The sequence below is a fragment of the Acinetobacter sp. BWR-L5 genome (assembly GCF_039655985.1).
Classification (GTDB): Bacteria; Pseudomonadota; Gammaproteobacteria; order Pseudomonadales; family Moraxellaceae; genus Acinetobacter; species Acinetobacter johnsonii.
Map to the genome: position 1 here is coordinate 1 of NZ_JAGFEV010000006.1, position 13058 is coordinate 13058.

The 13058-nt window shown below is 39.7% G+C and carries 13 protein-coding genes and 1 rRNA gene; 11 read left to right on the forward strand and 3 right to left on the reverse strand.

Annotation, left to right across the window (positions count from 1 at the left end; genetic code table 11):
• The 4 genes from rrf to JZ787_RS11570 all read left to right on the forward strand — a co-directional run.
• Positions 1 to 103: ribosomal RNA gene (gene rrf, locus JZ787_RS11555) — 5S ribosomal RNA — on the forward strand; the annotation flags it as partial.
• A 483-nt stretch (positions 104 to 586) separates the two neighbouring features.
• Entirely contained in the window at positions 587 to 1930 is a 1344-nt protein-coding gene (locus JZ787_RS11560; protein ID WP_346312355.1) for an aromatic acid/H+ symport family MFS transporter, read from the forward strand.
• A 79-nt stretch (positions 1931 to 2009) separates the two neighbouring features.
• Positions 2010 to 2852: a hypothetical protein gene (locus JZ787_RS11565; protein WP_234951176.1), complete on the forward strand. Its 843-nt coding sequence runs from the start codon at positions 2010 to 2012 to the stop codon at positions 2850 to 2852.
• 13 nt (positions 2853 to 2865) lie between these two features.
• Positions 2866 to 3177 carry an ankyrin repeat domain-containing protein gene (locus JZ787_RS11570; RefSeq protein ID WP_234951177.1) on the forward strand — a complete coding sequence of 104 codons (312 nt, stop codon included), beginning with the start codon at positions 2866 to 2868 and terminating at the stop codon, positions 3175 to 3177.
• Positions 3178 to 3235: 58 nt separating this feature from the next.
• On the opposite strand, the gene JZ787_RS11575 is transcribed toward JZ787_RS11570, so the two are convergent.
• Positions 3236 to 3790: a DJ-1/PfpI family protein gene (locus JZ787_RS11575; RefSeq protein ID WP_346312356.1), complete on the reverse strand. Its 555-nt coding sequence runs from the start codon at positions 3788 to 3790 to the stop codon at positions 3236 to 3238.
• A 325-nt stretch (positions 3791 to 4115) separates the two neighbouring features.
• Between JZ787_RS11575 and JZ787_RS11580 the strand changes: the two genes are divergently transcribed.
• From JZ787_RS11580 to hisG, 5 genes are all read left to right on the forward strand, one after another.
• Positions 4116 to 5570 carry an RNA polymerase factor sigma-54 gene (locus JZ787_RS11580; RefSeq protein WP_005400217.1) on the forward strand — a complete coding sequence of 485 codons (1455 nt, stop codon included), beginning with the start codon at positions 4116 to 4118 and terminating at the stop codon, positions 5568 to 5570.
• 171 nt (positions 5571 to 5741) lie between these two features.
• Complete coding sequence (raiA, locus tag JZ787_RS11585; protein ID WP_004695021.1) at positions 5742 to 6074, forward strand: ribosome-associated translation inhibitor RaiA; 333 nt, start codon at positions 5742 to 5744, stop codon at positions 6072 to 6074.
• Positions 6075 to 6210: 136 nt separating this feature from the next.
• Positions 6211 to 6462, forward strand: coding sequence for a BolA family iron metabolism protein IbaG (ibaG, locus tag JZ787_RS11590; protein WP_004695019.1), 252 nt, complete (start codon positions 6211 to 6213; stop codon positions 6460 to 6462).
• A 6-nt stretch (positions 6463 to 6468) separates the two neighbouring features.
• Entirely contained in the window at positions 6469 to 7728 is a 1260-nt protein-coding gene (gene murA / locus JZ787_RS11595) for a UDP-N-acetylglucosamine 1-carboxyvinyltransferase (RefSeq protein WP_005400214.1), read from the forward strand.
• A complete protein-coding gene (hisG, locus tag JZ787_RS11600) occupies positions 7725 to 8426 on the forward strand; it encodes an ATP phosphoribosyltransferase (RefSeq protein ID WP_004984172.1) in 702 nt (233 codons plus the stop codon). Before murA ends, hisG begins: the two co-directional genes overlap by 4 nt.
• Positions 8427 to 8500: 74 nt before the next feature.
• Here the strand turns inward: hisG and JZ787_RS11605 are convergent, their stop codons facing one another.
• Positions 8501 to 8845 (reverse strand): nuclear transport factor 2 family protein, encoded by a 345-nt coding sequence (locus JZ787_RS11605; RefSeq protein WP_346312357.1) that lies wholly within the window; start codon positions 8843 to 8845, stop codon positions 8501 to 8503.
• A gap of 175 nt (positions 8846 to 9020) precedes the next feature.
• Here JZ787_RS11605 and hisD point away from each other — a divergent pair, with 175 nt between their 5' ends.
• Both hisD and hisC read left to right on the forward strand, forming a co-directional pair.
• The gene (gene hisD / locus JZ787_RS11610; RefSeq protein ID WP_346312554.1) at positions 9021 to 10322 is read left to right on the forward strand and encodes a histidinol dehydrogenase; all 1302 of its coding nucleotides are present in this window, start codon (positions 9021 to 9023) and stop codon (positions 10320 to 10322) included.
• Positions 10323 to 10496: 174 nt separating this feature from the next.
• Entirely contained in the window at positions 10497 to 11588 is a 1092-nt protein-coding gene (gene hisC, locus JZ787_RS11615; protein ID WP_346312358.1) for a histidinol-phosphate transaminase, read from the forward strand.
• Between the two features lie 59 nt (positions 11589 to 11647).
• Here the strand turns inward: hisC and JZ787_RS11620 are convergent, their stop codons facing one another.
• A complete protein-coding gene (locus tag JZ787_RS11620) occupies positions 11648 to 13009 on the reverse strand; it encodes an anthranilate synthase component I family protein (RefSeq protein WP_346312359.1) in 1362 nt (453 codons plus the stop codon).
• Between the last annotated feature and the right edge of the window lie 49 nt (positions 13010 to 13058).

Sequence of the window (13058 nt, forward strand, 5' to 3'; positions counted from 1 at the left end):
AGCAAGAGTGAACCACCTGATCCCTTCCCGAACTCAGAAGTGAAACCTCTTAGCGCTGATGGTAGTGTGGAGTTATCCATGTGAGAGTAAGTCATCGCCAGCTCATTAATTCTAAATCCCCCTCCGCTAATCGCTGAGGGGGATTTTTTTATGCTGAAAAGGTTAAAATAATAAATGAATCAATCGTCTAATTGAGATTTATCGTAATTAAATAAAACATCCTAAATAGTCATAATTATTATTTAAATGAACCTTTCTATACTTATTTTTCTTTTTTACTATCAGTTAATTTTTACTATCAACTAAATACTATATTTTTATCTAATTTAAATTAGGCCTTTATTGTTAATTATTATTTTATTTCATATCAGAAAGACAAGTGTTAATGGTTGGTTTTATTTATTTTTAATGCGAATTAAATCATTTATTTAGACTAATGTTGAATTTTTATATCACTATAAATTGTGTGAATATAACACCAAATTACTTTGGTGAATGACTTCTGTTTGGGCTGAATTAGCACATTATAAAAACTGAAGGGCGCTAGTTAAAGTGCAATGAAACAATAGCTCATAGGAGGTGAATAATGTCAGCTAAAGCAGTTAATGTGAATAATATTATTGATCGTGCAAAATTTTCGGGTTTCCATTTTCAAGTTGTTGCTTGGTGTTTACTAATTATTTTATTTGATGGTTATGATTTGGCAATTAATGGTGTGGTATTACCATTATTAATGGAAGACTGGGGCTTAAGTGCTGTACAGGCGGGTATGCTTGCAAGTACTGCTTTAGCAGGCATGATGTTTGGTGCAATGATATTTGGCTCTTTGGCGGATAAAATTGGCCGTAAAAAAGTCATTATGATCTGTATTGTGCTTTTTAGCGGGCTTACCTGTGCAGGTGGTTTTGCATCAAATCCAACGGAATTTGCGATTTTACGTTTCCTTGCAGGACTTGGAATTGGCGGAGTAATGCCAAACCTTGTTGCGCTGACATCTGAGTATGCACCACAAAAAATGCGTAGTACTTTGGTGACTACGATGTTTAGTGGTTATGCCGTGGGTGGTGTAATGGCTGCATTGTTAGGTGCGTGGTTTACTCCAAGTTTTGGTTGGCAAATTATGTTCTTTATTGCCGGTATTCCTTTGTTGTTGTTACCAGTTATTTGGATGTTTTTGCCCGAGTCTTTGACTTTTATTGTGCAACAAAACCGTCAAGTGGAAGCACGTAAAATTGTTCGTCGTTTAGCACCAACAGTAACGGTAAAAGAAGATACAACTTTTGAGTTGCATCAGCTTGATGTGCCAGAGTCTGCAAATGTTGTGAGCTTATTTAAACGTGGGCGTGCGGTAAATACCTTGTTGTTTTGGGTGGCGTTCTTCACCTGCTTACTGACGATGTATGCTTTAAGCAGTTGGTTGCCGAAGTTAATGATGGTAGCAGGCTACTCAATGGACAATAGCTTGATGTTTATGATGGTGATGAATATTGGTGCTGTGATTGGTATTGTGGGTGGAGGGATCTTGGCAGATCGCTTCCATTTGAAACCTGTGCTGATGTGCTTGGGGATGATGGGTGCTGTTGTGATGAGCTTGATGGGCTTCCAATCGAATCAATTCCTTTTATATATTTTAGTATTCTTGGCGGGTGCTGCATCCATTGGTTCGCAAATGCTGCTTTATAGCTATGTTGCTCAGTACTATCCGCTTGCTGTTCGTTCCACTGGGATTGGGTGGTCGTCTGCGATTGGTCGGATGGGTGCAATCATTGGACCAATTTTAATCGGGAGTTTGTTGGGAATGAATTTGCCAGCGCACTTTAACTTTATTGCTGTGGGTTTACCTGTGTTGATTACTGCTATTGCTGTTGCTCTGATTATGCATGAGGATGAGCCTGAGATGGTCAGTCGTGTTCAGTCAGTAAAAGTTTAAGATCAAGTTTTTAAAATGCCTCTTAAAGGGGCATTTTATGTTATAAGAACTTAATTTTATGATAATAAATCTTAGTATAATGAGTGAAGAACAACTAATAGCTGAAGCAATTTTACAATTAAAACAAGAATCAAGCATTCTTAAAGATTACCTTTTTCCTATCGCAATGGCTTTATTTTCTTCATTCGTAGGTGCGTGTGCGGGTTATTTAGTTTATTTGAGGCAGGAAAAAATGGCTGCTGAAAGAAGAAAGTTAGATATTATCAATAAATGGATTTTAATTGCAGATGAGATTCATCAATCATTATTGTCAATTAAATTGAATTATTATGGAAGCTTAACTTCTGATCCATATCAAAGATTTCTTGCTATACCATCAATTGTAGGTACAGAAAAAAAATACCAGTATGATTATCATGAATTAGTTTTCATAACTGATTGTGAAAATATTAAGTGGCTGAATGTTGGATATCTTAGAACCCTCTTTGCTAATTACGATACATTACTTTCATTATGGAATATTAGAAATGAGTTTAATGAAAAAGTTCGCATACAGTTCTTTAAATCTGATGATGATAATATAGCTTATATTGATCTAAGTGATTCAGAAATAGAAACGAAAATTAATCAAAGTGACTTATCTTGTTTAATAGATCTGACTGAGCGATGTTTAAGATTAAGTGACGATTTAATTATAGAATTTTATAAATTTTTAGATGAATTTCCTAAAGCTGTAAGTAAGAAAATAGATTTAAAATTGACAAAAAATCATGGGTTTATACTGAATGTTGATATGAAAAAGAACAAAGCTATCCAATCCTTATTAGCAGAATCTCCTTTACCAGATTATAAAAAAATTTCGAAAATTTCAGGACGTTCAGAAGAAGAACTTATGGCAAGATATAAAAAGTTATTTGAATAGGTAAATTTAAGTCATGCAATTTAACTCTATTACCCCAATTACTGAAAACGATGATGAACTGCATTTACCTGAACTTGTGTACTGGGCATCTTTAGGTGAACTCGCTGAAGTAGAAAAAAGTCTCGCCAATGGTGTAGATGTGAACTCCATCGACGATGAAGGCTATAGTGCACTCCAAGCGGCGGCTGAAAATGGCTATCTAGATGTGGTGAAACTACTGGTTGAAAAAGGTGCGAATGTCCACTACAAAGGTGAATATACTGCGCTTCAACTGGCTGAAATGGCAGAACAAGTAGAAATTATTGAATACTTAAAAAGTCTGTAACTTTTAAAAATGAATAAAAGAGCCAGCTCAATATCAGGCTCTTTTATTTTATGGCATCTTAAATGGACGAATTGGATTCGAGTTCTTTTAATATTGCTTGATTAAAAGCGGGAATATCCTCTGAACTACGTGAGCTGATGAGTGTCCAACCATCTGCATAACATGTGTGAACGGCCTCATCGACCAATATAGCACCTGCATTTTCCAGATCGAGTCGTATATTTTTATGCGAAGTCAGTTGCTTAGCTTGAATCCGTTCAGCATTAATCAAAACCCAAGGCGCATGACAAATCACGGCGATCGGTTTGGCTTGGTTGCTAAAACTTTGGATAATTTCGAGAGCTTTGGGATGGTGGCGTAATAAATCAGTATTAACTGTACCGCCGGGGATAATTAGCAAATCGTAGTCGTCATAATGAACATGATCCAAATCGACATCTGGAGGATAGCTTGCTGCCGAGTCTGAGTCCATTTTGACAGTTCGAACATCGCGAGCTTCAATCGCGGCATGAATGCATTCTATGCCTTTGGACTGTAGAAAATGGAGAGGATCAATTAGCTCATCATGTTCTACGCCTATATTTGAGGTTATGAACAATACTTTTTGAGTCATGTAAATCACCTAAAAAATGTCTATGCTTTAGCCTAACAAAGCAGAATGATACCGATGTTTTGATTTAACGGACTCTTGTAAGTAAGTGAAAGTAGACGATGCAGTGTTTCGTGTAACTCTGGACTGTGTGAAGGTTTTAATGAGCCTTTTCAATAATTGATATGCATTAAGACATCCATAAAGTCTAAAACTAGACAGGAAATGAAAAACAATCTGCTCAAAAAATGTAGGTTTTTTGAATTTTCTATGCTATAAAAAATAAAACGGCACAAAAATTGCTTATAAAGCGTGCTTTAAAAATAGTTGTATTGATGAGTAGAGTTTTATGAAGTTATCGGTTGGATTGAAAGTTTCGAACTCTTTGTCGTTAACCCCCCAATTACAACAAGCTATTAGATTGCTTCAATTGTCGAGCCTTGAACTTGAACAAGAAATTCAGATTCAACTCGACAGCAATCCACTCTTAGAAAAAGTAGAAGAACAGTCATCTATCGAAAGCTTATCCAGTGTGCAAGAGCAAGAACAGGATAAGAAAGATTTAACCAACGAACTCAACGCCGACCATTTACCCGATGATTTACCAGTCGATACCGACTGGGATGATGTCTATACCCATCAACCGACCAGTTTGGGCGCGGCAGAATTTGAAGAGCGAGAAGATAATCGCCAAGGTCATTTGGGTTTAAAAGAGCATATGCTTGAGCAAATCAATCTGTTGCATTTTTCACAAGTAGATATGTTGATTGCTTATTGCATTATTGACTCTTTGGACGATAAAGGTTTTTTAGACAGTGATATTTCAGAAATAACGACTTCAGTTCAACATCTTTTAACCAGCATGGACTATGACGACGAAGTCGAAGATGACGAAGTGGTTGTGGTGCTCAAGCATATTCAGCGTTTAGACCCACTTGGCGTTGGGGCGCGGAATCTTGCAGAGTGCTTAATGGTACAGTTGGAAGCCTTGCCGATGCAGACCGCTTGTCGAAATGATGCCATGAATCTGCTGAAAAACTATGAACTATTGATCAGCAATGAACTAGCGAAACTGATTAAACAAACGGGTTTAAATCAAGAGCAGCTCAAGTGCGCGGTTGATTTATTGAAAACGCTAAAAGCGCATCCAGGGCTTGAGTTTGAAGATAAAGATTCAGATTATCAAATTCCTGATGTCGTAGTAATGAAGAAAAACGAACAATGGCAAGTGGCTTTAAATCCTGATGTGATGCCAAAACTTCGTGTGAACTCGTTTTATGCCAATATGATTAAGCGTGCTGATCAAAGTGAAGATAATCAGTACTTACGTAATCAAATGTTGGATGCGAAAAACTTTATTAAAAGTGTCGATGAACGCCATAAAACTTTACTGAAAGTGGCGACGTGTATCATTGAACATCAGCGTGCATTTTTAGAAATTGGTGCTGAAGGGATGAAGCCTTTGGTACTTCGGGATATTGCAGAAGAAGTTGAATTGCATGAGTCGACCGTCTCTCGGGTGACCACCAATAAATATATGCTGACGCCGCGCGGCTTGTTCGAGTTGAAATATTTCTTTTCAAGCCATGTGGGGACTACTTCAGGCGGTGAAGCATCTTCAACTGCAATTCGTGCCAAGATTAAAAAATTGATTGCTGAAGAGAATGCACGTAAGCCTTTGTCTGATAACGCAATTGCCAATCTGTTAAAGGACGATGGAATTGATGTAGCGCGTCGGACAGTGGCAAAGTATCGCGAATCGTTACATATTCCGTCATCTTCTGAACGAAAAGTCTTGATCTAAAATTTAAAATCTGACTATTCTAGAGGTTCATTATGACAACATAATGAACCTCTTTTTTCTTTAAGGAATGGCTAAAATGATTTGATGTTTCTATGCGTGCTGGTTATTTTGCAGTCATTAAATCGTCTTGGCTTTTCCTCATTAATCCTAATGAAGGTGAGGGATAGATATATGCAAATAACAATTCGTGGACATCATTTGAGCATTACCCCAGCTATTGAAGATACCATTCGCTGCAAATTTGCAGAAATGACCAAGCATATTGATCAGGTGAACAGTATGCAGGTGAAATTAACCAAGGATCATCAGGTCGATAAACATACTAAAAAAGGCAGTAGCAATCATATTGCAGAAGCAATTATCCGTTTACCAGGCATTGAATTTTTTGCTCAGGCTTCAGCAGATGATATGTATACGTCGATTAAAAAATTATCAGAAAAACTAAAAAGACAGCTCGATAAGCACCGTAAAATGCAGCAGGTTTACCAACCTATTGCCATTTAGTTTGTTTTTTATGCAAAAAGAGGTTTTTTAAAACCTCTTTTTTTATATATAAAGTGTGCGGGTTTATGATTTATTTTTCAGATTTATAGTAAAATGGCAGGTTTTTACACCGTTGGTCCTATAAGAGGTCTTTGTGATGAATAGTGAACAGCTCACTGAAATTTTAAAAGCTGCTTTTCCTGAAGCTGAAGTTGCAGTTAGTGGGCAAGGCGGAAAGTTTGACTTACGTATTGTCGACGACCAATTCGAAGGCAAACGCCCTGTTGCACGTCAGCAAGCTGTTTATGCACCATTAAATTCTTATATCGCAAGTGGCGAAGTGCATGCGGTGACTATTCGTGCAATGACTAAAGAAGAATGGCGTAAAGCAAGCTTATTCGGAGCTTAAAATTAGATGGATAAATTTTTAATTCAAGGTGGCACGAAGCTCGAAGGCGAAGTTCGTATTTCGGGTGCTAAAAATGCTGCCTTGCCGTTGCTTGCAGCAATGATTTTGCCTGAAACCCCAACCAAGCTCACCAACGTACCGCATTTAAAAGATGTAAATACTTTGGTGCAGTTGATTGGTGGTCTAGGTATTACCATGACCTATGAAGGTGACACAGTTACTGCGGATACCTCAACACTGGACAATCAGTTTGCACCGTATGAGCTGGTGAAAACTATGCGTGCATCTATTTTAGTGCTAGGCCCATTGGTGGCGCGCTATGGTAGTGCAAAAGTGTCTTTGCCGGGTGGATGTGCGATTGGCTCGCGCCCAGTCGATCAACATTTAAAAGCTTTAGAAGCTTTAGGTGCAGAGATTGAAGTTGAAGCGGGTTATGTACACGCTAAAGTTGATGGCCGTCTGAAAGGTGGTGAAGTCATTTTTGATATGGTGACCGTGGGTGGTACTGAAAATATCTTAATGGCTGCGGCATTGGCAGAAGGTGTGACTACGATTCGTAATGCGGCACGTGAACCTGAAATTACGGACCTTGCGAAAATGTTGATCGCGATGGGTGCAAAAATTGAAGGTTTAGACACAGATACCTTAGTGGTCACAGGTGTTGAAAAACTACATGGCTGTGAATATGCTGTGGTTGCTGACCGTATTGAAACAGGTTCGTATTTGGCTGCTGCAGCTATTACGGGCGGTCGTGTAAAAACCACACATACTGATCCAACATTGATGGAATCGGTCTTAGAAAAGTTTGAAGAAATGGGCGCGGAAGTGACCCGTGGTGATGATTGGATCGAACTGGATATGATGGGTAAACGCCCGAAAGCAGTGAGTTTCCAAACGCTTCCACATCCAGACTTTCCAACTGATATGCAAGCACAAATTATGGCGGTCAATGCTATTGGTCGTGGTTTTGCTACTATTTCTGAAACGATTTTTGAAAACCGTTTTATGCATGTACCTGAATTGTCACGTATGGGTGCCAATATTCAGGTCGAAGGTAATGATGCTGTTGTGACTGGTGTAGAGAAACTTTCTGCGGCACCAGTGATGGCAACAGATTTACGCGCTTCTTTCTCGCTGGTGTTAGCTGCACTTGCTGCGGATGGTGAGACGCTGATTGATCGTATCTATCATATTGACCGCGGTTATGAAGATGTCGAAGCGAAATTACAAGGTATAGGCGCCCAAATTAAGCGAGTAAGTTCATGAGCGATATGAGAAACGATGATCCAAATTTTGACGTAATGGGCAATTTTGATCATGGTTTAACATTGGCATTGAGTAAAGGTCGTATTTTAAAAGAAACCCTGCCTTTACTTGAAACGGCTGGAATTAACTTACTGGAAGATCCTGATAAATCACGTAAGTTAATTTTCCCAACTACCCATAAACAAGTCCGTATTTTAATTTTACGTGCTTCTGACGTACCCACCTATGTGGAAAATGGTGCGGCTGATATTGGTGTTGCGGGTAAAGACGTGCTTATGGAACATGGCGCGCAAAACGTTTATGAACCACTCGATCTAAAAATCGCAGTATGTAAACTGATGACCGCGGGCAAAGTTGGCATGGAGCGTCCAAAAGGGCGTTTAAAAATTGCCACAAAATACGTAAACTTAACCCGTCAGTACTATGCAAGCTTAGGTGAGCAAGTCGATGTGATTAAGTTGTACGGTTCAATGGAACTTGCACCGTTGGTGGGTTTGGGCGATTACATTGTTGACGTGGTCGATACTGGGAATACTTTACGTGCCAATGGTTTAGAACCTTTGGAAGAAATTTGTAAAGTGTCTTCACGTCTGATCGTGAACAAGGCAAGTTTCAAACGTAAGCAAGCATTGTTAAACCCAATTCTTGCACAGTTAGAAACAGCAGTTGCTGAACGTGAAGCGTTAAAAAACAAATAAGTTGATCTTTTTTGTTTAAAGAAACCGCTATCGATGATGGCGGTTTTTTTGTACCTGCTCATTTTTTAATGTTTTTATTGGATTGAAATACAATAGGATTGAATTTGAGCCAGTTGATTCAAATTGTTAAAAGTATAGACATCACAAGCAGAAATTCGGGATGTCTGCTGGGTGTTATGAAATTGCGCTTCACCTTGAACAATCACATGATGACCCGTTTGATGAATTGCTTGAATATGGAACTCATGCGCGACCGTCGTAAAATAATGCTCGATAGACTGGCAATGCTTGAGCACCTGATCAAAACCTGAAAGCTGTTGTTCACCCACAATTTCCCATGTAATGGTTTCTGAAAAATGCTGTTGGATTCGACTAAATTGCCCCGTTGAAAAGTATGTGGCTATGTCCGTGAGGATCATCTCGTTTTGCCTGTTTTTTAGTCATGTTTAATAATTCTAGTTTAAAAATCATGATCACATTCATTTACCGATGAAGTTAAAAGTAATTTTTCATTACACTCCGTGTTTAGCTGGAGGATTGTTGCCCACAAAATACAGGAAACAAGGTAAACTAAAGCTTCCCTTTATTTTCATTGTGGATAAATTGATGCGACGTTTATCGACTCAAGATCAGAACTTTAAACAAGTCTTTGCTGATTTGTTGGCTTTTGAAACCGTGAGTGACCCAGAACTTTTAAAAACCGTAGATCAAATCATCGCTGATGTTCGTCAGCATGGTAATGCTCATGTTCTTAAACTCACTCAACAGTTCGATCGACATCCCGCGCATCAATTCTCAGATTTAGAACTGACCCAAGAACAATTAAAAACCGCTTTTGAAGGTTTGAGTACCGAAGTCCGCGAGGCGTTAGAGCTTGCTGCAAACCGTATTCGTGAGTTTCACCAAGCGCAAAAACAAGAAGGCTGGACCTATGTAGATGCCTTGGGGAACACACTTGGGCAAAAAGTAACGCCTTTAGATCGCGTTGGTATTTATGTACCTGGCGGTTTGGCATCTTATCCGTCTTCTGTGTTAATGAACGCTGTGCCTGCGCATGTGGCGGGTGTGCCTGAAATTATTATGGTCGTACCAGCACCGAATGGTGAGTTGAATCCATTGGTATTAGCAGCTGCTTATTTGGCTGGCGTCAGCCGTGTCTTTACCATTGGTGGGGCACAAGCGGTTGCGGCTTTAGCCTATGGCACAGAAACGATTCCAGCGGTAGATAAGATTACGGGGCCGGGCAACCGTTTTGTCGCGGCTGCGAAACGTGCAGTATTCGGACAAGTCGGTATCGACATGATTGCAGGGCCGTCTGAAATTTTAGTCTATGCCGAAGGCATAAATAACGCACAATGGCTGGCGATGGATTTATTGTCCCAAGCTGAACATGATACTGTGGCACAAGCAGTGTTTATCACACCAGATGAACAGTTGTTAAATGAAGTAGAACTGGCTATTGAAGCGCATTTAGCCGTATTACCAAAAGCTGAAATTGCGCGCACTTCAATTGCAAATCGTGGGGCTTTGGTATTGGTCAAAGACCGTCAAGAAGCCATTGATTTAATTAATCAGGTTGCACCAGAGCATTTAGAGCTTTGCCTAGATGAAGCACAGGAAATGGCAGAAGATATTCGCCATGCAGGCGCAATCTTCATGGGGCGTTATACCCCAGAGGCAATCGGCGACTATTGTGCAGGGCCAAACCACGTTTTACCAACTTCAGGTACAGCACGCTTTTCATCCCCGTTGGGTGTATATGATTTCCAAAAACGTTCAAGTTTGATTATGTGCTCTGAGCAAGGTGTGAAAACTTTGGCGAAAACCGCAGATATCTTAGCGCAACAAGAAAACTTAGATGCGCATGCGCGTTCGGCACGTTATCGTTATCAATAATATAAATTTAGATCCCTCATGTGTTCAGTAATGAATGTTCCTCTCCCTATGGGAGAGGTTAGGAGAGGGGAAAATATTTAATTCAGTTTGGGACATCATAAACCTCTCCCAAACCCTCTCCTAGAAGGAGAGGGCTTACATAAAAGTAAGTTGAGTGCATAAATGAGATAGACAATGTCTAACATTACTACAGAACAAATGCGTTTTTGGAGTCCTGAAGTACGTGAATTAGAACCGTATGTACCAGGCGAACAACCTAAAATTCAAAATTTATTGAAGCTCAATACCAACGAAAATCCATATCCACCCTCACCAAAAGTGGTGGAGGCTGTTCAAGCGGTTTTGGAAAACTCTGCAGATGTATTGCGTTTATATCCAGATCCAGATGCTTCTGCGTTAAAGCAGGCGATTGCGAAACAACAAAATATTGCGTTTGAAAATGTCTTTGTTGGCAATGGTTCAGATGAGGTCTTAGCGCATATTTTTAAAGCTTTTTTTGTGCAAGAGCTGCCTTTACTTTACCCCGATATTACCTATAGCTTCTATCCTGTTTATAGCCAATTTTTTGGGGTCAAAACCAAAATTTTGCCGCTCAATGATGACTTTGAAATTGTGGTGGATGACTATAAACAAGCCAATGGCGGCATTATTATCACCAATCCAAATGCACCAACCAGTATTGATATTGGTTTAGCTGCAATAGAAGCAGTGCTTCAGGCCAATCCAAATTCAGTGGTGGTCATTGATGAAGCTTATGTAGACTTTGGTGCTGAATCGGCAGTCAGTTTGGTGGAAAAATATGAGAACTTGGTGGTGTGTCAAACTACGTCTAAGTCTCGCTCACTGGCAGGTTTACGTGTTGGTTTTGCGATTGCTCAACCGCATTTGATTGAGGCACTTGAAGCGGTGAAGAATAGTTTTAACTCTTACCCGATGGATCGTTTTGCGATAGCCGCTGCGGTCGCTTCATTTGAAGATCAAGCTTATTTCGAAGCGCAAAATCAAAAAGTGATTCAAAGCCGTGAACATTTGATTGAACAATTGACCGCACTGGGCTTTAACGTTTTGCCATCAAGTGCCAACTTTATCTTTGCATCATTGCCTAGCAAAGATGCGGGTGAATTAGCGGCCGAATTACGTGAACAAGGCATTATTGTGCGTTATTTCAATAAACCGCGTATTAACCAGTTTTTACGTATCACAGTTGGAACTGATGAACAAAATCAACGCTTAGTCGATACATTGAAAAATGATATTTTAAAATAAACCTTCAACAGTTTTGATCTTTGAAAAGTGAACCTTCACTGATGTGAAGGTTCACTTTTTTATTTTGGAGGCCATTCAGTGTCCGTTTGCACAAAAGTATTGAGTAAATTAAGCAGTGCTGAGACCTTGTCAAAACATTCTTGGTATTCAGCCTCACACTCTGATGCAATGGTAATTCCACCGCCAGCCCAAAGCGAAACCTCATCTTGGAATTTTTGAATAGAACGAATCAGAATGTTCCAAGAACCCGTACCATCGAGATTAAAATAACCCATTGAGCCACAGTAGGCTCCACGTGGTGCACCTTCGAGTTCTTCAATAATCTGCATTGCTCGAATTTTAGGCGCGCCTGTAATAGACCCGCCAGGTAGCGCAGAGAGCAGCACATGAAAGGGATGAACTTCTGCTTTCAGTGTTGCTTCGACTTCGCTGACCATATGATGGACTTGATTAAAGCTTTCAATATTAAACAGTTTAGGTGTTTTGACGGAGCCTGTTTCTGCATAAACACTCAAGTCATTACGCAGTAGATCGACAATCATCACATTTTCAGCTTGGTCTTTTTCCGAAGCCATTAAGCGCTGTTTCGATTGTTCATCTAAGACTGGATCTGCAAAGCGCGGCATGGTGCCTTTAATCGGCTTGGTAATGATTTTTCGATGGGTTTGAAAATCAATAAACAACTCGGGCGAACAACTTAAGAGTTCAAAATCATCGATACGGAGATAGCCTGAGTAAGGTGCATCGGTCAATTGCCAAAATGCTTCAACTGCACTTAGGAGTTGACCGTGTGCCTTGGCAGTGAACTCTTGTGTCAGATTGATTTGATAGCAATCCCCAGCTTTGATGTATTCCTGTACTTGCTGAAAGGCTTGTTTGTATTCGGTTTCAGTCCAGCGTGCTTGGCAGATTGACTCAAGTTGGAGTGAATGGATTAAGACAGATGGCTGTAATAAATACGATTCAATTTTGCGATAAATACGTTCGGCTTGTGAATCGCTACTGCAAAATAGCCAGCCTGCATCAGTCCATTGTAGATAACTGCTGTATAAACCTAAAAATAGGCTTGGCTGTGACTTAATTTGAATCGGAACGTGTTGCTGGGCGGCATAGTCATAACTGACGAATCCAATGAGTCCACCACTAAAAGATGCTTCTTTTTGTTCTGAGCTTGGCTGAATATTACTGGAAATGTCTATTTCTTCGTCATCACGGATATAACAAAAATCCTGTGTGCGTTGAAAGAAAAAGTGCTGGTTTTTTTGAAAAACTTGATAACGCTCGGGTAAAAAAGCAATGACAGGTGCATCGACATTTTGTAAATAGACTAACTGTGTGAGCTCATTCAATGCCTGTAGTATATGAGATACAGAGAGGGTTGAATCACAAATTATCTTTTTAAATGATTGGCTTAGAGTCATGCTAACGCAAATAGGATCAAAAAATTCAGGCTATTTTACCGCATTGTAC

Coding starts and splice junctions, on each gene's coding strand:
- ibaG (WP_004695019.1), top strand. CDS start 6,211: ATGAATAGTGAACAGCTCACTGAAATTTTAAAAGCTGCTTTTCCTGAA.
- JZ787_RS11565 (WP_234951176.1), top strand. CDS start 2,010: ATGAGTGAAGAACAACTAATAGCTGAAGCAATTTTACAATTAAAACAA.
- JZ787_RS11575 (WP_346312356.1), bottom strand. CDS start 3,790: ATGACTCAAAAAGTATTGTTCATAACCTCAAATATAGGCGTAGAACAT.
- JZ787_RS11605 (WP_346312357.1), bottom strand. CDS start 8,845: ATGATCCTCACGGACATAGCCACATACTTTTCAACGGGGCAATTTAGT.
- hisG (WP_004984172.1), top strand. CDS start 7,725: ATGAGCGATATGAGAAACGATGATCCAAATTTTGACGTAATGGGCAAT.
- JZ787_RS11570 (WP_234951177.1), top strand. CDS start 2,866: ATGCAATTTAACTCTATTACCCCAATTACTGAAAACGATGATGAACTG.
- JZ787_RS11620 (WP_346312359.1), bottom strand. CDS start 13,009: ATGACTCTAAGCCAATCATTTAAAAAGATAATTTGTGATTCAACCCTC.
- JZ787_RS11560 (WP_346312355.1), top strand. CDS start 587: ATGTCAGCTAAAGCAGTTAATGTGAATAATATTATTGATCGTGCAAAA.
- hisC (WP_346312358.1), top strand. CDS start 10,497: ATGTCTAACATTACTACAGAACAAATGCGTTTTTGGAGTCCTGAAGTA.
- raiA (WP_004695021.1), top strand. CDS start 5,742: ATGCAAATAACAATTCGTGGACATCATTTGAGCATTACCCCAGCTATT.
- murA (WP_005400214.1), top strand. CDS start 6,469: ATGGATAAATTTTTAATTCAAGGTGGCACGAAGCTCGAAGGCGAAGTT.
- JZ787_RS11580 (WP_005400217.1), top strand. CDS start 4,116: ATGAAGTTATCGGTTGGATTGAAAGTTTCGAACTCTTTGTCGTTAACC.